Source organism: Pseudoflavonifractor sp. An187 (assembly GCF_002160275.1).
Taxonomy (GTDB): domain Bacteria; phylum Bacillota; class Clostridia; order Oscillospirales; family Oscillospiraceae; genus Enterenecus; species Enterenecus faecium.
Genome location: NZ_NFKG01000010.1, coordinates 13553 through 33813 on the forward strand (window position 1 = coordinate 13553; position 20261 = coordinate 33813).

The 20261-nt window shown below is 60.2% G+C and carries 13 protein-coding genes; 6 read left to right on the top strand and 7 right to left on the bottom strand.

What is annotated here, in order from left to right; translation table 11 throughout:
- Window positions 1-68: 68 nt before the first annotated feature.
- From B5F22_RS12450 to ychF, 4 genes are all read right to left on the bottom strand, one after another.
- Window positions 69-986 (bottom strand): IS3 family transposase, encoded by a 918-nt coding sequence (locus B5F22_RS12450; protein WP_343223929.1) that lies wholly within the window; start codon window positions 984-986, stop codon window positions 69-71.
- On the bottom strand, window positions 956-1690 hold the full coding sequence (locus B5F22_RS12455) for a helix-turn-helix domain-containing protein (protein WP_204210532.1): 735 nt from the start codon (window positions 1688-1690) through the stop codon (window positions 956-958). The genes B5F22_RS12450 and B5F22_RS12455 overlap by 31 nt, the downstream gene beginning before the upstream one ends.
- 36 nt (window positions 1691-1726) lie before the next feature.
- Window positions 1727-3049, bottom strand: coding sequence for a solute carrier family 23 protein (locus B5F22_RS06145; protein WP_087391790.1), 1323 nt, complete (start codon window positions 3047-3049; stop codon window positions 1727-1729).
- A 324-nt stretch (window positions 3050-3373) separates the two neighbouring features.
- On the bottom strand, window positions 3374-4471 hold the full coding sequence (gene ychF / locus B5F22_RS06150; RefSeq protein ID WP_087391792.1) for a redox-regulated ATPase YchF: 1098 nt from the start codon (window positions 4469-4471) through the stop codon (window positions 3374-3376).
- 201 nt (window positions 4472-4672) lie between these two features.
- On the opposite strand from ychF, the gene B5F22_RS06155 reads away from it, so the two are divergent.
- From B5F22_RS06155 to B5F22_RS06170, 4 genes are all read left to right on the top strand, one after another.
- Window positions 4673-5416, top strand: a complete 744-nt coding sequence (locus tag B5F22_RS06155) for an NUDIX hydrolase (RefSeq protein WP_343223928.1) — start codon at window positions 4673-4675, stop codon at window positions 5414-5416.
- 4 nt (window positions 5417-5420) lie between these two features.
- On the top strand, window positions 5421-6593 hold the full coding sequence (locus B5F22_RS06160; protein WP_087391794.1) for an NADP-dependent malic enzyme: 1173 nt from the start codon (window positions 5421-5423) through the stop codon (window positions 6591-6593).
- A gap of 39 nt (window positions 6594-6632) precedes the next feature.
- The gene (locus B5F22_RS06165; RefSeq protein WP_087232578.1) at window positions 6633-8636 is read left to right on the top strand and encodes a fructose-1,6-bisphosphatase; all 2004 of its coding nucleotides are present in this window, start codon (window positions 6633-6635) and stop codon (window positions 8634-8636) included.
- A 132-nt stretch (window positions 8637-8768) separates the two neighbouring features.
- Window positions 8769-10598 (top strand): LTA synthase family protein, encoded by a 1830-nt coding sequence (locus B5F22_RS06170; protein WP_087391796.1) that lies wholly within the window; start codon window positions 8769-8771, stop codon window positions 10596-10598.
- A gap of 50 nt (window positions 10599-10648) precedes the next feature.
- Here B5F22_RS06170 and malQ read toward each other — a convergent pair whose 3' ends face one another.
- Window positions 10649-12136 carry a 4-alpha-glucanotransferase gene (gene malQ, locus B5F22_RS06175; RefSeq protein ID WP_087391798.1) on the bottom strand — a complete coding sequence of 496 codons (1488 nt, stop codon included), beginning with the start codon at window positions 12134-12136 and terminating at the stop codon, window positions 10649-10651.
- A 249-nt stretch (window positions 12137-12385) separates the two neighbouring features.
- On the opposite strand from malQ, the gene spoIIID reads away from it, so the two are divergent.
- Entirely contained in the window at window positions 12386-12634 is a 249-nt protein-coding gene (gene spoIIID / locus B5F22_RS06180; protein WP_087232593.1) for a sporulation transcriptional regulator SpoIIID, read from the top strand.
- A 294-nt stretch (window positions 12635-12928) separates the two neighbouring features.
- A complete protein-coding gene (locus B5F22_RS12745) occupies window positions 12929-17434 on the top strand; it encodes an immunoglobulin-like domain-containing protein (protein WP_087391800.1) in 4506 nt (1501 codons plus the stop codon).
- Window positions 17435-17491: 57 nt separating this feature from the next.
- Here the strand turns inward: B5F22_RS12745 and B5F22_RS06190 are convergent, their stop codons facing one another.
- The gene (locus B5F22_RS06190; RefSeq protein ID WP_087391802.1) at window positions 17492-18883 is read right to left on the bottom strand and encodes an MATE family efflux transporter; all 1392 of its coding nucleotides are present in this window, start codon (window positions 18881-18883) and stop codon (window positions 17492-17494) included.
- 187 nt (window positions 18884-19070) lie between these two features.
- A complete protein-coding gene (locus B5F22_RS06195; protein WP_087391804.1) occupies window positions 19071-20207 on the bottom strand; it encodes a cysteine desulfurase family protein in 1137 nt (378 codons plus the stop codon).
- Between the last annotated feature and the right edge of the window lie 54 nt (window positions 20208-20261).

Genomic DNA, 20261 nt, shown 5'->3' on the forward strand with positions numbered 1-20261 from the left:
CTGCGGCGCTGTGGCAACCGCAGATTTTGGACGGCAGCGATTGCTGCCAACCAGAATCTGCGGTTTGTTTATGCGGCAAAATACATCTCATGCTTTTCAAACGGTGTGAGAACACCCAGACCTCGCTGCAATCGCCTGGTATTATAGTAGAAAATATAATCCTCGATCATAGTCACCAAGGCTTCCCGGCTGGTAAAGCGTTTGCCATAATAACGCTCACGCTTCAAGATACCCCAGAAGCCTTCCATCGGCCCATTGTCAATGCACTTGCCAACACGGGACATACTTTGGATCATGCCAGCTTGTTCCAGCTTCGCATGGAACGTCCGATTGGTGTACTGGAACCCTCTGTCGCTATGGAATAAGGGATGAGCCTCTGGATTGGCAGCTACAGCCTTGTTAAAGGTCTCAAAAACCAGGGCATTGTCGTTGGTGTCACGGATGACGAACGACACGATTCGCCGATCGTAGAGATCCAGAATGGCACTGAGGTAGAGTTTGTGCTTCTCGGCTCCGATGTAGTACTTGAACTCTGTCACGTCAGTCAGCCATTTTTCGTTTGGTTTGTCTGCATAAAACTCACGCCTCAAAATATTTGCCGCCAGATATTGCGGGTTGGAAGCCTGTCTTGTACAGCCATGGTTGCTGTACTTAATGGTAGATTTGATCCCTTTAGCCCGGCAAATGCGCAGTACCCGCTTGTCGCTTACCGGTGTCTGGTGGAACCGCTCCAAATCATCCCGTATCCGCCGGTATCCCTTGTCTGGCTCCTGATTATGAATTTGCTCTATCAAATTCCCAATACGCTCATTCTCTGCGGTTCGCTGGCTTCTGTGGCCGGACTTCCACTTGTAATACGCCGCCCGGGACACCCGCAGAATCCGGCATCCTGCATCGATGGGATAGTGAAATTCTTCGTGGCAATCCCGGATTGCACGGTACTGGCGTTCCTGCCTTACTTGCCCCAGCGATCCCTCCTCTCCAATTCTTTCACTTTTTTTAGCAGGTCACGCTCCATTTTCAGCATATAGTTTTCGTGTTCCAGCTGAGCGATTCGGGCTTTTAACTCTTCTTCTGGTGTCCGAGGAGATTGTTGAGCGATACGCTTTCCCCGCCGATCCTCCAGCCCAGCCGCACCCAGCTGGCTGAATTTCTTCACCCATGTGTAAACCTGCTGATAGCTAACATTGTATTTCTGTGCAATTTCTCCGTAGTTCTTCCCGTTCTCCAGGCATTCCTTTGCGATCATCTGCCGCTCTTTCTGGCTCGTTTTTCGTGATTTCGTCATATGGCTCCCTCCACTGTATGTCTTGAAGTCTTCATGACGATTATACACCTGAATCCAGTTCCGGAGCTGTGCATCTGACCGAATATTATATTTTTCACATATATCCTGCAAGCTGCCTTTCCCTGCCAGATACTCCTCTACGACTTGGCGCTTCATCTCTGCCGGATATGTCCTGTTACGCTCTGATGGTAGGAACGCACTGACTCCCTCCGCCTTATACCGACTCATCCACCGCCTGATATTCTTTTCATCCACTCCTATACGATCTCCCGCTTCGCATACTCCAATCTTCCCTGACAGGCACGCCTCTACTATTTTCAACTTTTCTTCCGCACTGTACTTACTTCGCCTGGACATGACAACTCCCCCTATCGAAGACTTTTCTAATTCCTTGTCTTCCATAGGGGGAGCATATCACTGTGCCAGGCGGCAAACATTTTACTTCTGGGCTTCCTCTTCCTTGGGAATGATGAGGTTGAGGACGATGGCCATAATGGTGGCCACCACCACGGAGGAGGAGCCGAACACGGTGTTCACCCAGCCGGGGAAGCCAGCGCCGGACAGGCAGCCGGACACCTGGGTGATACCCACGCCCATGGCCACAGACAGGCCCATGACGGCGCTCTTCCGGGGAGTAAAGCCGCCCTGGGTGATCATGCGGATGCCGGTCATGGTGATGGCGGCAAACACGGAGATGGTGGCGCCGCCGATGACGCTCTGGGGAATGGTGGTGAGCAGGGAGGCGAACTTGGGCATCAGGCCCGCCACCAGCAGGATACCGGAGGCCAGGGCGAACACGGAGCGGTTGATGACCCGGTTGACGGTAATAATGCCCACGTTCTGGCTGTAGGTGGCGGTGGGCAGGCCGCCGAAGAAGGCGCCCAGCACGCTCATGACGCCCTGGCCGATGATGCCGCCGGACAGCTCGCGGTCGGTGGGCATACGGTCCAGGCCGCCCATGGTGGTGGAGCTGAGGTCGCCGATGGTCTGCACGGCGTTGACCACGTAGACAATGCTCAGGGACACGGCGGCGGAGGGCACGAACTTGATCTCAAAGGGCATGAACTGGGGAAGGGCGAACCACTGGGCGGAGCCGATGGAGGAGAAGTCCACCAGATCCAGAGGGATGGAGATGATGTAGCCCACAATCATGCCGATGAGGATGGCGCCCAGCTTGGTCAGCCCCTTGGTGAAGTTGGTCAGGGCGATGACCACCACCAGGGTAATGAGAGCCACCAGCCAGCTCTTGGGAGTGCCAAACTCAGGGGTGCCAGCCCCGCCCGCCATGTACTTCACGGCAGTGGGGTAGAGGGACAGGCCGATGGTGAAGATGACGGTGCCGGTGACCAGGGGCGGGAAGAGGGGGCGGATCCACTTGACGAAGATGCCGAAGACGATGGCCACACAGCCGCCGATGATCTCCGCGCCCAGGATGGTGGCGATGCCGAACTCGGCACCGATGGCCTGGAGGGTGGGGATGTAGGCAAAGCTGATGCCCATAATGACGGGCAGACCCGCTCCAATGCGCCCGAAGATGGGGAACAGCTGGAGGAGGGTGGCCAGGGCGGTGAGGATGAGGGAGACCTGAATCATCAGGGTCTTCTGCTCCTCGCTGAGGCTACAGGTGTTGGAGATGAGGATGGCGGGGGTGATGATGCCCACCACGGCAGCCACCACGTGCTGGAGTCCCAGGGGAATGAGCTGTCCTGTGGGGGGGATACCCTTCCACTGGAATACCGTGTCGGATTTGGTTTGTTTCATCTGCTTCTCTCCTTCTCGTTTTCTCTTTGTGTTGTCCATACTTAAAAAACACCGGGAGGGAACACAAGGTGTTCCCTCCGAGATTGTCATGGAAAAAGCCAAAGACCATGCAGGGAGTCGTGACGATCTTGCATTGACAAAAGCCCTCGGCAGAGTTTTCCGCCCGCAGGCGGGAAAAAATTGAAATCTGTTTTTTCCGGGGACATGCGTCTCGGAAAAAACACTTCTCAGCCCGCCAGTGTGGAATCGGGTCGTCCTTTGACCCGATTATGCATGCAGCGGGCTGCATCCCCTCGAGAAAATGCTTGCGTTTTCGAGAAATGATTATACATTGAAGCGGAAGAGAATGATGTCTCCGTCCTTGACCACATAGTCCTTGCCCTCGGAGCGGATCAGGCCCTTCTCTCGGGCGGCGGCCATGGAGCCGCAGGCCTTCAGGTCCTCAAAGGCCACAGTCTCGGCCCGGATGAAGCCCCGCTCGAAGTCGGAGTGAATCTTACCGGCGGCCTGGGGGGCCTTGGTGCCGTTGGTGATGGTCCAGGCACGGCACTCGTCCTCACCGGCGGTGAGGTAGGAGATGAGGCCCAGCAGGGTGTAGCTGGCGTTAATGAGACGGTCCAGACCGGACTGGGCGATGCCCAGGTCCTCCAGGAACATGGCCTTCTCCTCGCCGTCCAGCTGGGCGATCTCTGCCTCCAGCTGGGCGCACACGGGGATGCACTGGGCCCCTTCCTCGGCAGCCCGCTGGGACACCTGCTGATAGTACTCCACCTGGTCGGGGTGGGAGAAGCCCTCCTCGTCCAGGTTGGCGGCATAGATGACGGGCTTGAGGGACAACAGCTCGCTGGTGGCGATGAGGGCGGCGTCCTCCTCGTCCACCTGGCTGAGGTAGCTGCGGGCGGACTTGCCCTCGTTGAGCCAGTCCCGCAGGCCCTGGAATACCTCGGCCTCGTGGAGGAACTTCTTGTCCGCCTTGGCGGCCTTGGTGGCCTTGTCAATGCGGCGGTCGGCCATCTCCACGTCGGCCATGATGAGCTCCAGGTCGATGATATCAATGTCCCGGATGGGGTTGGTGGAGCCCTCCACGTGGATGACGTTCTCGTCGTCAAAGCAGCGCACCACGTGGACAATGGCGGCGCACTCCCGGATGTTGGCCAGGAACTTGTTGCCCAGACCCTCGCCGTGGCTGGCGCCCTTCACCAGACCGGCGATGTCCACGAACTCCACCACAGCGGGGGTGGTCTTCTTGGGCTTGTAGAACTCACTGAGCCAGTCCAGACGGGCATCGGGGACGGCCACAATGCCCACGTTGGGGTCGATGGTGCAGAAGGGGTAGTTGGCGCTCTCGGCACCGGCGTTGGTGATGGCGTTGAACAGGGTCGATTTGCCCACGTTGGGCAGACCCACAATACCGAGCTTCATAGATAAGGACATCCTTTCAGACGTTATATATTCTCAACGATTATACAGGGTTTGGCATGGAATTACAAGATGAAGCCGTGAAAACTGTGGGCATAGCTCTTTTATTTTGCAAGATGGTATGATATGATATCACTATTGCACAACAATTCCATTCACAGGCATATTCAAGGAAACAAATCGGAATTTTATGAGGAGTTTGAAATGGACACACAGGAAAAGTGGTTGGAGTGGGCCATGGAATTGCAGAGCATCGCACAGGCAGGCCTGTTCTATTCCAAAGACAAATTTGATTTGGAACGGTTTGAGAGAATCCGAACGGTGGCAGCAGAAATGGTTTCCCATCAAACGGAGCTTCCGCTCAACAAGGTCAAGGATTTGTTTTGCAACGAAACGGGGTATCAAACGCCGAAAATTGACACGAGGGCAGCCATGTTTGACCAGGGGAAAATCCTGCTGGTACAGGAGCATGACGGCCGATGGGCGCTCCCGGGCGGTTGGTGCGATGTGGATGTCTCGGTGAAAGAGAACACCATCAAAGAGGTCAAGGAGGAAGCCGGCCTGGATGTCACTGCGGACAAAATCATAGCAGTACAGGACCGGTCAAAGCACAATTTGCCCGTATACCCCTACGGTGTATGCAAGATCTTTGTCTTATGCACCGTAGTTGGCGGCCACTTTGAAGAAAACATAGAGACCCAAGGGTTTGCCTATTTCTCGGCGGAGGAACTGCCAACATTGGCAACGGAAAAAACAACGAGGAACAGATCCGCATGTGCTTTGATGCGTTCCACAGTCCCAACTGGGAGGTCCTGTTTGATTAAAGCAGAGACCTTGGTAGGCGACGTGTGGGAAGGGTCCTTTTATTTTGAAACATGGTGTGATATGATAACACTATTGTATAACAATTCCTTCCATCCCAGATGGAAGAGTGGAAAAAGGAGTTAGACAAATGGATTACGCAGCAGAATCTTTGAAGCTTCACTACCAGTGGCGGGGCAAGCTGGACACCGTGCCCAAGATGGAGGTCAAGGACCGCCAGGCCTTGTCCCTGGCCTACACCCCCGGCGTGGCCCAGCCCTGCCTGGAGATTCAGAAGGATATCAGCAAGAGCTACGAGCTTACCGGACGGTGGAACACCGTGGCGGTGGTCACCGACGGCACCGCCGTGCTGGGCTTGGGCGACATTGGCCCCGAGGCCGGTATGCCGGTGATGGAGGGCAAGTGCGTGCTGTTCAAGGCCTTCGGCGACGTCAACGCCGTGCCCCTGTGCATCCGCTCCAAGGACGTGGACGAGATCGTCCACACCGTTTCCCTGCTGGCTGGCTCCTTCGGCGGCATCAACCTGGAGGATATCTCCGCCCCCCGCTGCTTTGAGATCGAGCGCAAGCTCAAGGAAGTGTGCGACATTCCCATCTTCCACGACGACCAGCACGGCACCGCCATCATCGTGGCCGCTGCCCTCATCAACGCCCTGAAGCTGGTGAACAAGAAGATTGAGGACATCACCGCCGTGTTCTCCGGCGCTGGCGCCGCTGGCACCGCCATTTTCAAGCTGCTGAAGTCCATGGGCCTGGGCGACGCCATTATCTGCGACCGCAAGGGCGCCATCTGCTCGGCCCGCACCGACCTCAACGACGAGAAGAAGGCTCTGCTGGAGCTGTCCAACAAGCAGGACAAGTCCGGCTCCCTGGCCGACGTGATGGTGGGGGCTGACCTGTTCATCGGCGTGTCCTCTCCCGGCGTGGTCACCCCCGAGATGGTGAAGACCATGGCCCCCAACCCCATCCTCTTCCCCATGGCCAACCCCGTGCCCGAGATTATGCCCGACCTGGCCCGGGAGGCTGGGGCCGCCGTCATCGGCACCGGCCGCAGCGACTTCCCCAACCAGATCAACAACGTGCTGGCCTTCCCCGGCGTGTTCCGGGGCGCCTTCGACGTGCGAGCCAGCGATATCAACGAGGAGATGAAGCTGGCCGCCGCCCGTGCTCTGGCCGAGCTGGTCAGCGACGAGGAGCTCACCCCCGACTATATCATCCCCGCTCCCTTTGACGAGCGGGTGTGCTCCGCCGTGGCCGCCGCTGTGGCCCAGGCGGCCCGGGACAGCGGCGTGGCCCGCATCTAAGGCCCGGGACCCCATACACACCAGTTAGGAGGTTATGACATGAACCAGGATACCAATACCCACGGCAGCGAACAGGACAACCTGCACTATCTGCGCATGCTGGCCAAGCAGTACCCCACGGTCCAGGCCGCCAGCACCGAGATCATCAACCTCCAGGCCATTCTCATCCTCCCCAAGGGCACCGAGCACTTCATCTCGGATGTCCACGGGGAATACGAGGCCTTCCAGCATATCCTCAACTCCGCCTCCGGGGTGGTGCGGGAGAAGATCGACCAGCTGTTTGCCACCAGCGTGTCCAAGGCGGACCGGGACCAGCTGGCCACCCTCATCTACTACCCCCGGGAGAAGCTGGAGGAGCTCCAGAGCCGCATGAACCAGGAGGACATGGAGGAGTGGTACCGCCTGACCTTCCACCGCCTCATTGAAATCTGCTGTCTGGTCAGCTCCAAGTATACCCGCTCCAAGGTGCGTAAGGCCATGCCCAAAGAGTATGCCTACATCATCGACGAGCTCATCCACACCCACTACGAGGACACCGACAAACGGGACTACTACGAGAATATCATCTCCACCATCATCGAGCTGGACCGGGCCGGGGATTTCCTGGTGCAGCTGTGCCAGCTCATCAAGCGCCTGGCGGTGGACCACCTGCACATTGTGGGGGATATCTTCGACCGGGGCCCCGGTGCGGATATCATTCTGGACGCCCTGATGGACCACCACAGCGTGGACATCCAGTGGGGCAACCACGACGTGCTGTGGATGGGCGCCGCCTCCGGTTCCCGTACCCTGGTGGCCACCGTGCTGGTCAACTCCCTGCGCTACAACAACCTGGACGTCATCGAGACGGGGTACGGCATCTCTCTGCGCCCTTTGTCCGTGTTCGCCGCCGAGGTGTACAAGGACTGTGACGTCAGCCGCTTTGAGGTCAAACTCAGCCGGGAGGACGAGGAGAACTACAACGAGCGGGACAAGCGCCTGGCCGCCCAGATGTACAAGGCCATTACCATCATCCTCTTCAAGCTGGAGGGGCAGAAGATCATGCGCAACCCCTGCTTCCGCATGGACGATCGGCTGCTGCTGGACAAGATCAACTACGAGGACAAGACGGTGGTGGTGGACGGCAAGACCTACGCCATGGAGGACACCGACTTCCCCACCGTGGACCCCGCCGACCCCTACACCCTCACCCCGGAAGAGGAGAAGCTCATCAACCAGCTCACCCGCTCCTTCCGCCACAGTGAGAAGCTCCAGCGCCACGTCCGCTTCCTCTACTCCAAGGGCAGCCTGTACCAGGTGTTCAACGGAAACCTGCTGTTCCACGGCTGTATCCCCATGACCGAAGAGGGAGAGTTCATGCGCTTTTCCATCGGCTGCGACAGCCTGGGGGGCAAGGAGTTTCTGGACTTTGCCGACCTGGCCGCCCGCAGGGCCTATTATGATAAGGTGGGCTCCCCGGAGCGGCAGTTCGGCATGGACTTTTTGTGGTTTTTGTGGGCCGGGCGCAACAGCCCCATCTTTGGCCGGGACCGCATGACCACCTTCGAGCGGCGGTTCATCGCCGACGAGTCCACCTGGACCGAGCAGAAAAACGCCTACTATCGCCTGTACCACGACCCCCAGGTGTGTGAGAAAATCCTCCACGAGTTCGGCCTGGAGGGGGCCCACTCCCACATCATCAACGGACACATCCCGGTGAAGTCCAAGAAGGGGGAGAGCCCGGTGAAGGGGGGCGGCAAGCTCATCGTCATCGACGGCGGGTTCTGCAAGGCCTACCAGAAGACCACCGGCATTGCCGGGTACACCCTCATCTACAACTCCAACTTCATGCGCCTGGTCTCCCACCAGCCCTTTGCAGGCCGGGAGCGGGCCATCCATGAGAACTGGGATATCTCCTCCAGCTCGGAAATCTTCGAGCGCATGGAACAGCGCATGAAGATTCGGCAGACGGATGTAGGCCGTCAGCTGCTGGAGCAAATCCGGGACCTCAAGGACCTGGTGGCCGCCTACCGGGCTGGTGAAATTGTGGAAAATCATTCATAATCCAAGGAGAATTGCCGTAGACTTCCAGGGTCTACGGCAATTTTTTGTCCCTTTTGCAAATTGACTTTTGTGTAAAATTCGTGTATAGTCTGTGTGAATATGCAAAAAGGAAAGGAACCTGGAGAAATTGTGATGGAATGGAAAGAAATGGACAAGAAAAGGAGAGGCGTTCTGCTCACTGTGATGCTGCTGACCCCCGTGACGGCGTTTTATCTCATGCAGCTGATCATGGGCACCAAGTTCGTAGACGTCAAGCTCATGGCAGTGGCGGCCAACGGGCTGTGGTTGGCCGGGGTGTACTGGTTGCTGTGCTCCTTCACTGGGTACCCGGTGATGAGCAGCTTGGTGGTGCACCTGCTGTCCGCCCTATGGGGCATGGCCAACTACTTTGTCAATCTGTTCCGGGGCACTCCCATTCTCCCCTGGGACTTCTCCGCGCTGGAGACGGCGGCAGCGGTGTCCGGCAGCTACAAGCTGAGCTTGACAAAGGACATGTATCTGTGGTTGGGCGTGCTGCTGGTGGCGGCCATCCTCTTGCGCAAGTACTTAACCTGGGGCAAGTTCCGGCCCACAGGGAAGACCATCATGCCCCGTGTGGCGGGGGTGGTGGCTGGCCTGAGCCTGATGTTCATCTTTGCCCAGCCCGCCGTGCTGGAGCAGATGAAGGTGGGGGCCTACACCTGGCAGCAGATGGTGGGCTACTGCACCGATGGAGCCCTCAGCGCCTTTTTTGACAACACCAAGTACATGGAAGTGGAGCAGCCCACCAACGCCACCATTGACGACGTGAAGTACGTCCTCAGCCAGGTGGAGGACGCCCAGGGGGAGGGGCTGACCTTCCACGTGGAGGGCCCCGCCGACCAGCAGGGCGGCACCCAGACCGGGGAGAAGTACAACGTCATCGCCATTATGAACGAGTCCTGGGCGGACTTTGAGAGCTACGGCAACCTGTCTCTCAGCGAGAGCGTCATGGACTACATCAAGTCCCTGGACAACGCCGTCTTTGGCCACGCCTATTCCTCCGTGTTCGGCGCTGGCACCAGCGCCTGTGAGTTTGAGTTCCTCACAGGCAACTCCATGGCCTTCCTGCCCTCGGGCAGCGCCCCCTATCAGCAGTACATCACCCAGGAGACCCCCTCCATGGCTTCCCTGTTGGGGGATTTGGGCTATCGCACCCTGGCCTTCCACCCCGGAGAGGTGAAGTCCTGGAACCGGGATAAGGCCTATCCGCTGCTGGGGTTTGACGAGATGAAGTTCCGCCAGGACCTGGATGTGCCCGAGCTCATCGAGCACGCCTACCCCAGCGACTACACCGACTTCCAGCAGATCATCTGGGAATTTGAGCACAAGGAGGCCGGGGAGCCCCTGTTCCTCTTCAACGTCACCTATCAGAACCATGGCGGCTATGAGGAGCCGGACTACCCCACCGAAGTGACCCTCACCGACTGCCCCGGCCAGTACCCCCGGGCGGAGCAGTACCTGACCCTGGCCAACAAGACCGACGAGTATTTCAAAGAGCTGGTGGACTACTTCTCCACCTATGAGGAGCCCACCATCATCGTCATGTTCGGAGACCATCCCCCCTCTCTGGAGCAGGAGTTCCTGGACAAAGCCTACGGCGTGGCTCAGGCGGACATGACCATGGAGCAGTACATGGCCAAGTTCCAGGTGCCCTTTTTCATCTGGTCCAACCGCCCCCTGGAGGCCGAGGACGCGCCCCAGGAGACCAGCCTCAACTTCCTGGGCCAGTACCTGCTGGAATATGCGGGCATTGAGACCGATCTGTACGGCAAGTTCCTCCAGGAGGTGCAGCAGCAGCTGCCCGTGTTCACCTCGGTGGGCTACATCGACACCCAGGGCAAGGCCTACAGCCACTGGGAGACCACCCAGTATGAGCAGCTCCTCAAGGACTACCAGCTGCTGCAATATGATCGGCTGTTTGGTATTTCTGATGTAACATAAATTGCATAAAAAAGGAGCGTTCCGCCTGGAACGCTCCTTTTTTGTGCAATTTATGGCCGCAACCGTCCATACAGCTTGGTCATCCGGTACAGCCGATGGGCCAGCTCTTGGGTGAGATAGCCGGGGGTGGCCCGCCACTGCCAGTTCTCCCCGGTGGTGGAGGGGGTATTGATACGCCCTTCACTGCCCAGGCCCAGCACGTCCTGCATCTGTACGATGGTGTACCGGGCGGCGCTGGCCCAGATGCCCCGCATCATGCCCCAGTTCTCCCCCTCTTCCGGGGTGAGGTTCAGGTAGGCCCGGGCGGTAGCCACGTCGTCCGGGTCGGCGGTGCGGGTCCAGCCCAGGGCGGTGTCGTTGTCGTGGGTGCCCACATAGGCGATGCAGTTGACGGGGTAGTTGTGGGGCAGGTACAGGTTTTGCCCGCTGTCCCGGTGGTCAAAGGCGAATTCCAGCACTTTCATGCCGGGGTACCCGGTGTCGGCCAGCATCTGGTGCACCGAGGGGGTGAGGAAGCCCAGGTCCTCGGCGATGATGGGCCGATCTCCCAGAGTCTCCTTGAGGATGTTGAAGAAGGCGATGCCCGGGCCGGGACGCCAACGGCCCCGGCGGGCGTTTTTGTCCCCGGCGGGGATGGCGTAGTAGGAGTCGAAGCCCCGGAAGTGGTCAATGCGCAGCACATCGTAGATGGTGAACTGGAAGGCCACCCGGCGCATCCACCACTGGTAGCGGTTTTCCGCCATGCCTTCCCAGTCGAAGAGGGGGTTGCCCCACAGCTGTCCGTCCTCGGAGAAGCCGTCAGGGGGGCACCCGGCCACCTCGGTGGGGCACAGATTCTCGTCCAGCTGGAATTGCTGGGGATTGGCCCATACGTCGGCGCTGTCCGAGGCCACATAGATGGGCAGGTCCCCGATGATGGAGATGCCCTGGCGGTTGGCGTACTCTTTCAGGGCTTTCCACTGGGCGAAGAAGAGGAACTGTACCCCCTTCCAGAAGAGAATGGAGTCGGCCAGCTCGCCCGCCAGCTCTTCCACCGCCTGGGGCTGGCGCAGCCGGATGGGGTCGGGCCATTGGGACCAGGGTGCCCCATCATAGTAGTCTTTGAAGGCCATAAACTGGGCGTAGGGCTCCAGCCACTCCTGCTGGGTGCGGCAGAAGTCAGCCAGTTCCTGGGGCCGCTTGATGCTCAGACGCGACACCGCCCGGCGGAGGATGGGGAACCGCTGGCGGTAAATGAGACCGTAGTCCACCTGGGTGGGACTCTCGCCCCAGGTGAGGGTCTGAAACTCCTCGGGCAGCAGCAGCCCCTCCTGGGCCAAATCGTCCAGGTCAATGAAGTAGGGGTTGCCGGCAAAGGAGGAGAAGGACTGATAGGGGGAATCCCCAAACCCGGTGGGGCTGATGGGGAGAATCTGCCAGTAGGTCTGGCCGGACTCCACCAGGAAGGAGACAAAATCCCGGGCGCTTTGACCCAGCGTGCCCACGCCATAGGGGGAGGGCAGGGCGGAAATGGGCATCAAAATACCGGAACTTCTCATGGAACATCCACCTTTCTCTCACAGGAAAACAACACCGCCGGTTCCCGCTGCGGTGTGCCAGATCGGAGGGAAGCTGGAGAGACAGGGGAACGGAGGAAGTTATATTGTGTATTATGCTATAAAATGACGAAAAATGCAAGGGGGTTTGACAAGTTTTTGCACAAAGTACACAGCGGCGTGGGCACCACATAATTGTCCCCCTCCTCACATATATATGCTCGTGTGAGAACCATGAGGGAGTGTTGCCGTTTGAAAGGGAACATGGAAGAGCGAGCCTGCGAGATGGCACTGTACATCATCGAAGAGAAGGGCACGGTGCGCAGTGCCGCCCAGAAATTCGGCTTGAGCAAATCCACGGTGCACAAGGACCTGTCCGAGCGGCTGCCCACCTTCAACCGCCCACTGTATGAGCAGGTGAAGGTGGTGCTGGAGGTCAACAAGGCCCAGCGACACATCCGGGGCGGCCTGGCCACCCGGAAAAAGTACAAAGGGGAATGAGAACATCATCGGCTGTGGCAGGTCAAGGGCGGCGTGCCACAGCCGATTTTGTGTGCAGCGGCGGAAATTTGACATTATCACAGTTTCCAATCTGGCCTGTTTACCGGAATCTTACAACTTATCCGTACAAAAACAACGGGAAAAGTGGAGGTTGTCTGGAAAAAGACGGGAGGAACGGAAAACTTGTATTGTAAAGTACGTACAAATTTACGGAGTTGACCGGCTTTCTCTTGAGCAAAATGGACAGACTATGGTACAATAAGCATACCAATCTTGGCAAATAAGGAGGAAGCTATGAAGACCAACTGGAAACGGCCGGCATCTGCGGCCCTGGCAGCGGTGATGACCCTGTCGCTGGTGCCCCTCTCGGGCACGGTGCGAGCGGCGGAGCCTGTCCAGCCCACTGCCCACTATGACATGTCCCACAGCGGCAATCAGCTGCTGGACGTGTCGGGAAATGACAACCACGCCACGTTGTACAACACCGTAGACGGGAATTTCTCCACCTACGGGGACACCAATGTGCTGCACTTTGCCAACAAGCAGTACGCCACCTTGCCCCAGGGACTGATTGGCGAGTCGGACAACGACTGCGCCGTGGAGATCACCCTGTCTGTGGACGGGGGCAACTCCGCTCAGTGGGCCTGGGTCATCGGTGATGGCGTGGGCAACTGGGGCGATGGCCGCATTGGCAACTATCTGTTTGTGGGCCCCAAGTCCAACCAGGGCAGCTATGCAGGAAAGACCCTCACGGGCATCAAGGTGGGCAACGAGGCCGCCGGCGGCGAGATTCGCAGCAGCGTGCCCAATGTGGGCTGGAGCGACGGCTACCACACCCTCACCGTGGTCAGCGAGGACCAGACCGTCACCACCTACCTGGACGGCGTGGCCATCTCCACCATTGACCACGACTACAACCTGGCCGACGTCATCCCCGATGGGGATGTGTTGGGCTACATCGGAAAGTCCCTCTACGCCCCTGACCCCATGCTCACCGCCGATGTGGTGGACATGAAGGTCTATGACGAGGCCCTGACTCAGGAGCAGGTCCAAGCCAGCATGCCTGGTGTGGAGGTACTGGCCGATCTGATGATGGACGACATCATGGCAGAGGTGCTCAGCGGCAACCCCTCCGCCGACCAGATTACCAAGGATTTGTACTTCCCCACCACCGTGGGCAGCGCCACCCTCACCTGGGGGGAGAGCAGCAACCCCGACGTGGTGGACGCTGACGGCGTGGTCACCCCCTCGGTGGACGGGGATGTCACCGTCACCATCCCTGTGACCATCACCATCCACGGCGAGAGCGTGGAGAAGACCATCACCGTCACCGTGCTGGCTGGCGAGCCGGGCAGCAACGAGGGCCAGCTGGTGGCCGCCTACGACATGACCCACGAGGGGAACACCCTGGTGGACGTGTCCGGCAACGGCAACGACGCCACCCTGTATGACACCCAGGACGGCGACTTCGTCACCTATGGCGATCAGACCGTGTGGCAGCTGGACGGGGCTGGTTATGCCACCCTGCCCTCCTCCATCACCGAGGCCATTGGGGACAGTGAGAACTTCACCATGCAGGCCACCGTCACCACCCAGACCAACGCCGCCCACTGGCTGCTGACCATCGGCGACGGCTTCGGCAACTGGAACGACAAGAACGTGGGGGACTACATCTTCGTCAACCCCTGTGAGAGCAACGGCAACTTCCTGGCCGCCATCAAGACCGGCACCGGAAGCGCCTGGAAGGAGACCCGCCTGCCCGTGGTGGACAGCGGTATGGGCCACGTGGAGGGCTTCGGCACCGTGACTTTGGTGGGCCGGGGCGGCACCCTGAGCCTGTATCTGGACGGGGAGCGGGTGTCCACCGTCACCCAGGACAAGACCATCCAGGACGTGCTCCCCGAGGGCGACGTGATGGGTTACATCGGCAAGTCCCTGTACACCCTGGACTCCCTGCTCAAAGCCAACATCTCCGACGTGAAGGTCTGGTCCTACGCCCTGAGCAAGTCTGAGATCGAGGCCTCTCTGCCCACCGGGGAGGACAAGGCGGACATGGTCATGGCCGACCTGTACGATGTGGTCAAGGGGGACAACGCCAGCCTGGACACCGTCACCGACGACCTCACCTTCCCCACCAAGCTGGACAACGTGACCCTCACCTGGGGCACCTGGGATAACACCGATGTCATCGCCGCCGACGGCACCGTCCACGCCGTGGTGGGCCAGGAGACCAAGGTCACCATCCCCGTGTCCTTCCAGGTGGACGGTGAGAGCTACACCGTGGAGCTGAAGGTCACCGTGATGCCTCTGGACGTGGACCAGGAGCTCACCGAGGCCCTGGAGTCCATCGACATCCCCAACAAGGACGACGTGCGGGGCAACATCACCCTGCCCGAGACCACCTCCAACGGCTTGGACATTACCTGGACCACTGACCGGGCCGACATTGTCAACGTGGAGCCCATCCCCGCCACCGTGGAGGGCTATGACGACACCCCCGCCGGAACCGTCACCCGTCCCGCCAGTGACACCGTGGTCACCGTCACCGCCCAGGTGACTTTGGCCGACCAGACCGTCACCAAGGACATCGCCCTCACCGTGAAGGCCGCGCCTGAGAAAATCAGCGAGGAGGACTACACCGACTACTTCTTTACCTACTTTGCTGGCGAGGGCTACTCCGACGGCGAGCAGATCTACTTTGCCGCCAGCCAGGACGGCCTGAACTGGACCGACCTCAACGAGAATAAGCCTGTGCTCACCTCCGACAAGGGCGAGAAGGGCGTCCGTGACCCCTTCATCATCCGCTCTCCCGAGGGGGACAAGTTCTACCTCATCGCCACCGACCTGAAGATCTATGGCAACGGCGACTGGAACCGGGCCCAGACCGCAGGCAGCCAGGCCTTGATGGTGTGGGAGTCCACCGACCTGGTGAACTGGTCCGACATGCGCATGGTCACCGTCAGCGCTGGCATTGACGCCGGATGTACCTGGGCCCCCGAGGCCACCTATGACCCCCTCACCGGAGAGTATGTAGTGTACTGGGCCTCCAAGGTCTCGGAGGACGGCTACGCCAAGCAGCGGCTGTACTACGCCAAGACCCGGGACTTCTACACCTTCACCGAGCCCCAGGTGTTCATTGACATGGACGAGTCCTCCATTGACACCACCATCATCCGCTCTTCCGAGGACGGCAAGTACTACCGCTACACCAAGAACGAGGGAGGCGCCACCAACGACTACGGCGCCAAGACCAAGACCGTGTACGTGGAAGTGGCCGACACCCTGCTGGGCGAGTGGAGCCACATCCCCTCCGATTCCCTCAACGCCAACCAGTGGGTGGAGGGACCCACCATCTTCCAGTTCAACCAGGATGACCAGGACAACGGCGCCTACTGCCTGCTGGTGGACCAGTTTGGCGGCATTGGCTATTACCCCCTGGTCACCGATGACCTGACCACCGGTGAGTTTGCCCAGCCCGACACTGCCTTCAAGATGCCCAGCCGTGCCCGCCACGGCACCCCCATCCGCATCACCTCTGAGGAGTACGCCCGTCTGATGCAGCAGTACGGCGGCCAGACCGTGGACAACAGCAACCTCCAGGCCGCTGTGGACGCCCAGGTGGAGGCAAACCTCCAGGCTGCCGACTACACTCAGGACAGCTGGGAGCGCTATGACGCCGCCCTCACCAACGCCCAGGCCATTCTGGACAAGGGCACTTCCGCCACCGCCGCTGAGGTCAGCGCTGCCCAGGCCGAGCTGGAGGCCGCCGCCATGGCCCTGGTGCCCGCCAACCGCGCCGCTCTGGAGCAGCTGGTGGAGGAGTGCGCCGCCCTCACCAATGACGGCTACACCCAGGAGAGCTGGGACGCCTTCCAGGCCGCTCTGACGAGTGCCCAGACCCTGCTGCTCAACAGCGCCGCCACTCCCGCCGATCTTGCCGCCGCCACCGATGCCCTGGAGCAGGCCAAGGCCGCGCTGGAGAAGGAGGAGCAGCCCGGCCAGGCCGACAAGTTCCTGCTGGAGTACGCCTACCACTACGCCCTGGAGCAGGACACCTCCAACCTGATTCCCACCGTGGCCGCCAAGTTTGAGGCCGCCATGGACAACGCCAAGGCGGTTCTGGACGACCCCGCCGCCACCCAGACCCAGGTGGACGCCGCCTTTGACCAGCTGGTGGAGGCCATCCACATGCTGGACTTCACCCGTGGCGACAAGACCATGCTGGAGCTGCTCATCACCCGGGCCGACGGCATGGTGGACAACGCTGACAAGTATATGCCCGACAACTGGCAGCTGTTGGTGGACGCCCTGGCCAAGGCCAAGGACGTGTACGCCGACCAGGACGCCATGGACGGGGAGATCCAGCCCGTGGTGGACGAGCTGCTCAGTGCCATTCTGGCCCAGCGCTTCAAGGCCGACAAGTCCATTCTGGAGGACCTCATCCATCAGTACCAGGATACCGACCTGGAGGGCTACACTGCCCAGTCTGTGGCCGCCTTCCGCAGCGCTCTGGCTGCCGCCCAGGCTGTGATGTCTGACGAGACTCTGTCCGAGGAGGACCAGGCCACTGTGGATGCCGCCGCCGAAGCCCTGAAGGCCGCCTATGAGGGCCTCACCGCTGAGAATCCCCAGCCCTCTGAGACCCCCGAGGCCTCCCAGAAGCCTGAGGCCACCGAGAAGCCCGAAAACGTGCCCCAGACCGGGGACAACGCCCAGCTGATGGGCTACGTGGTGGCTCTGGCCGCCGCTGTGTGCCTGCTGGCTGGCGCCACCGTTGCCGTGCGCCGTCGCCGCAGCTAATAAGCTTAAAAACGCCGGAGTCAGGTCTGTCCTGACTCCGGCTTTTTCATATAGGGGTTATTCTTTTTCAAAGGACACGATGGTCACATCGTGAATCCACTGGGCGCTGAGGAATCGGCGCAGGCCGAAGATGCACTTGATGATGTTCTCACTCATCATGGACAGGTACACCCAGAAGATGCCCAGCTGGAACACCAGGCCGGACAGGGCGGCCAGGGGGATGGCGGCCAGCCACAGGGGGGAGAGGTCGATGAGGGTGGCCATGCGCACGTCACCGCCGCCCCGGAGCACGCCCACGATGTTGGTGGTGTCAAAGGAGCGCAGGGGCATAAAGCAGAAGACCACCGTGAGCATCATGGTGCAGATGTCCCCGGCCTGGGCGGACAGGTGGAAGAGAGGGTAGAGGTAGGGGGCGATGATAAAGTAGAGGATGAGCAGGAACACGCCTCCCGACACCAGCCCGAAGGTGAAGGCCAGCACATCCAGCAGCGCCCCCAGGCGGAACACCTGGTCGGTGCGCCCCGAGCCGATCTCCTGCCCCACCAGGATGGCGGCGGTGCCGCCGATGGCGAACACACCCACCGTGCACAGGTTGGTGATGTTGCCGGCGATGGCGTAGGCGGCCAGAATCTCCTTGGACCCGTCCATGTGGCCCATGATGGTGGGGAACAGGGAGGTGCCCAGGCCCCAGAAGGTCTCATTGCACATCACGGGAGTGGAGAAGCGGATGAACCGCCGGGTCATCTCCAGACCGGGGCGGAAGAAGATGGCGGGCTGGATGCGGAATCCACGGTCCCGGATGGCCCACACCACGGCAATGGAGCAGGAGAGAATACGGGCCAGCAGGGTGGCCAGGGCGGCACCCTCCTCGGCCATGCGGGGAGCGCCCAGGTTACCGAAGATGAACACCCAGTTGAGGAAGGTGTTGCCCAGCATGGACACCGCCAGGATATACATGCCTCGGTTGGGCTTGCCCATGGCCCGGTGTGCCCCGATATACACCTGGACAAAGCTGTCAAAGAAGTAGGACCAGCCCACAATGCGGGCATAGCGGGCGGCGGTGGCGATGACGTCGGGGTCGTTGCCGAACAGGCTCATGAAGGGCTGGGTGGCAAAGCCCGTGATGAGGGCAAAGACCAGGGTGATGGCCCCGGCCACATACATGCCGATGCCAATGACCCGGTTGATGGAGGCATAGTCTCCCTTGCCCCGGTATTGGCTGATGAGCACCGCCGAGCCGCTCTGGATGCCGAACATCATCAGCTGGATGACAAACACCGGGATGTTGGCCAGAGTGACGCCCGCCAGAGGGCCTTCGCCCAGGGTGCCCACCATGAAGGTGTCCACCAGGCCGAGGGAGTTGGTAATGAGGTTTTGAATGAGAATGGGGAGGGCCAGGGCCACCAGATGGCGGTAAAAGCCCGGCTCCCGTCGGAAGAAGGAACGCATAACAGACCTCGCAGTACGATAAGATTAGGGGCTTTCTGAAAAGTCGAAATCATTGACTTTCCCAACAATCAACGCCAGCTACTGCGTTAAAAATGCTCGGAATCCACCCAGGATTCCTGCGCTTTTTGCCTTGTATCTGTCTGTTGCTTGTGGAAAATTCGGCGATTTCTTAGTTTTCAGATACGCCCTAGGACAGAGTGGTAAACAGGGTGGCGGCGGCCTCTTTGAGAGCGGCCACCAGTCGGTCCGCCTCCTCCTGGGTGGAGGCGGGGGAGAAGGACAGGCGCAGCGCCCCGTCCAGCCAGGGCTTGGGCAGCCCCAGGGCGGCAAAGACGTGGCTGGGCTTGCCTTTGTGGCAGGCGGAGCCGGAGGAGATGCAGATGCCCGCATCCCCCAGCACCCGCACCACCACCTCGCTCTTATACCCGGGCAGGGTGACGGCGCAGATGTGGGGGGCGTCCCCCTGGGTGATGACCTCCAGCTGGGGCAGCGCCTCGTGCAGCTTCTGGAGGGTGTAGGCCTTGATGGCGGCGGTGCGGGGGAGGCGGTCGGTCTGGGCCATGGTGGCCTGACAGGCGGCGGCAAACCCGGCGATCTGGGCGGTGGGCTCGGTGCCCGAGCGCATGCCGTTTTCCTGCCCGCCTCCGGTGAGATAGGGAGTGAGACGGACCCCCTTTTTCACCAGCAGGGCGCCAATGCCCTTGGGGGCCCCAATCTTGTGGCCGCTCACCGACACAAAGTCCGCCCCCAGGGATGCCATGGTGTAGGGCACCTTCAAAAAGCCCTGGACGGCGTCGCAGTGGAACAGAATGGTCTTGTCATAGGCCTTCACCAGCTTCACACACTGGGCCACCGGGAGGACGGAACCCACCTCGTTGTTCACCAGCATCATGGACACCAGGGCGGTGTCCGGGCGCAGGGCGGCGGCCAGGTCCTGGGGGTTGATGCGGCCCTCCCGGTCCGGCTTGAGGTAGGTCACCTCATAGCCCTGGCGCTCCAGGTCCCGGCAGGTCTCCAGCACGGCGGCGTGCTCAATGGCGGTGGTGATGATGTGCTTGCCCTTCCGGCGGTTCAGCTCCACACCCCGGCGGATGGCCCAGTTGTTGCCCTCGGTGCCGCAGGAGGTAAAATACACCTCCTGGGGGGTACAGCCCAGAGCACGGGCCACCGTCTCCCGGTGGGTCTTCACTCCCTGGGCGGCCTCCCGGCCCAGAGGATAGCGGGAGGAGGGGTTGCCAAAGTGTTGCAGGGCCTCCACCACGGCCTCCATGGCCTGGGGGGAGACGGGAGTGGTGGCGGCATAATCGAAGTAAGTGACGGACATAGATACAGACCTTCTTACATTAATATAATATTTGCAAACGAGCAGATAACATTC

What these genes read in the sequence shown, in the direction of transcription:
- B5F22_RS12455 (WP_204210532.1), bottom strand. Translation starts at nt 1,690, where the DNA reads ATGGAAGACAAGGAATTAGAAAAGTCTTCGATAGGGGGAGTTGTCATG.
- B5F22_RS06145 (WP_087391790.1), bottom strand. Translation starts at nt 3,049, where the DNA reads ATGAAACAAACCAAATCCGACACGGTATTCCAGTGGAAGGGTATCCCC.
- ychF (WP_087391792.1), bottom strand. Translation starts at nt 4,471, where the DNA reads ATGAAGCTCGGTATTGTGGGTCTGCCCAACGTGGGCAAATCGACCCTG.
- B5F22_RS06155 (WP_343223928.1), top strand. Translation starts at nt 4,673, where the DNA reads ATGGACACACAGGAAAAGTGGTTGGAGTGGGCCATGGAATTGCAGAGC.
- B5F22_RS06160 (WP_087391794.1), top strand. Translation starts at nt 5,421, where the DNA reads ATGGATTACGCAGCAGAATCTTTGAAGCTTCACTACCAGTGGCGGGGC.
- B5F22_RS06165 (WP_087232578.1), top strand. Translation starts at nt 6,633, where the DNA reads ATGAACCAGGATACCAATACCCACGGCAGCGAACAGGACAACCTGCAC.
- B5F22_RS06170 (WP_087391796.1), top strand. Translation starts at nt 8,769, where the DNA reads ATGGAATGGAAAGAAATGGACAAGAAAAGGAGAGGCGTTCTGCTCACT.
- malQ (WP_087391798.1), bottom strand. Translation starts at nt 12,136, where the DNA reads ATGAGAAGTTCCGGTATTTTGATGCCCATTTCCGCCCTGCCCTCCCCC.
- B5F22_RS12745 (WP_087391800.1), top strand. Translation starts at nt 12,929, where the DNA reads ATGAAGACCAACTGGAAACGGCCGGCATCTGCGGCCCTGGCAGCGGTG.
- B5F22_RS06190 (WP_087391802.1), bottom strand. Translation starts at nt 18,883, where the DNA reads ATGCGTTCCTTCTTCCGACGGGAGCCGGGCTTTTACCGCCATCTGGTG.
- B5F22_RS06195 (WP_087391804.1), bottom strand. Translation starts at nt 20,207, where the DNA reads ATGTCCGTCACTTACTTCGATTATGCCGCCACCACTCCCGTCTCCCCC.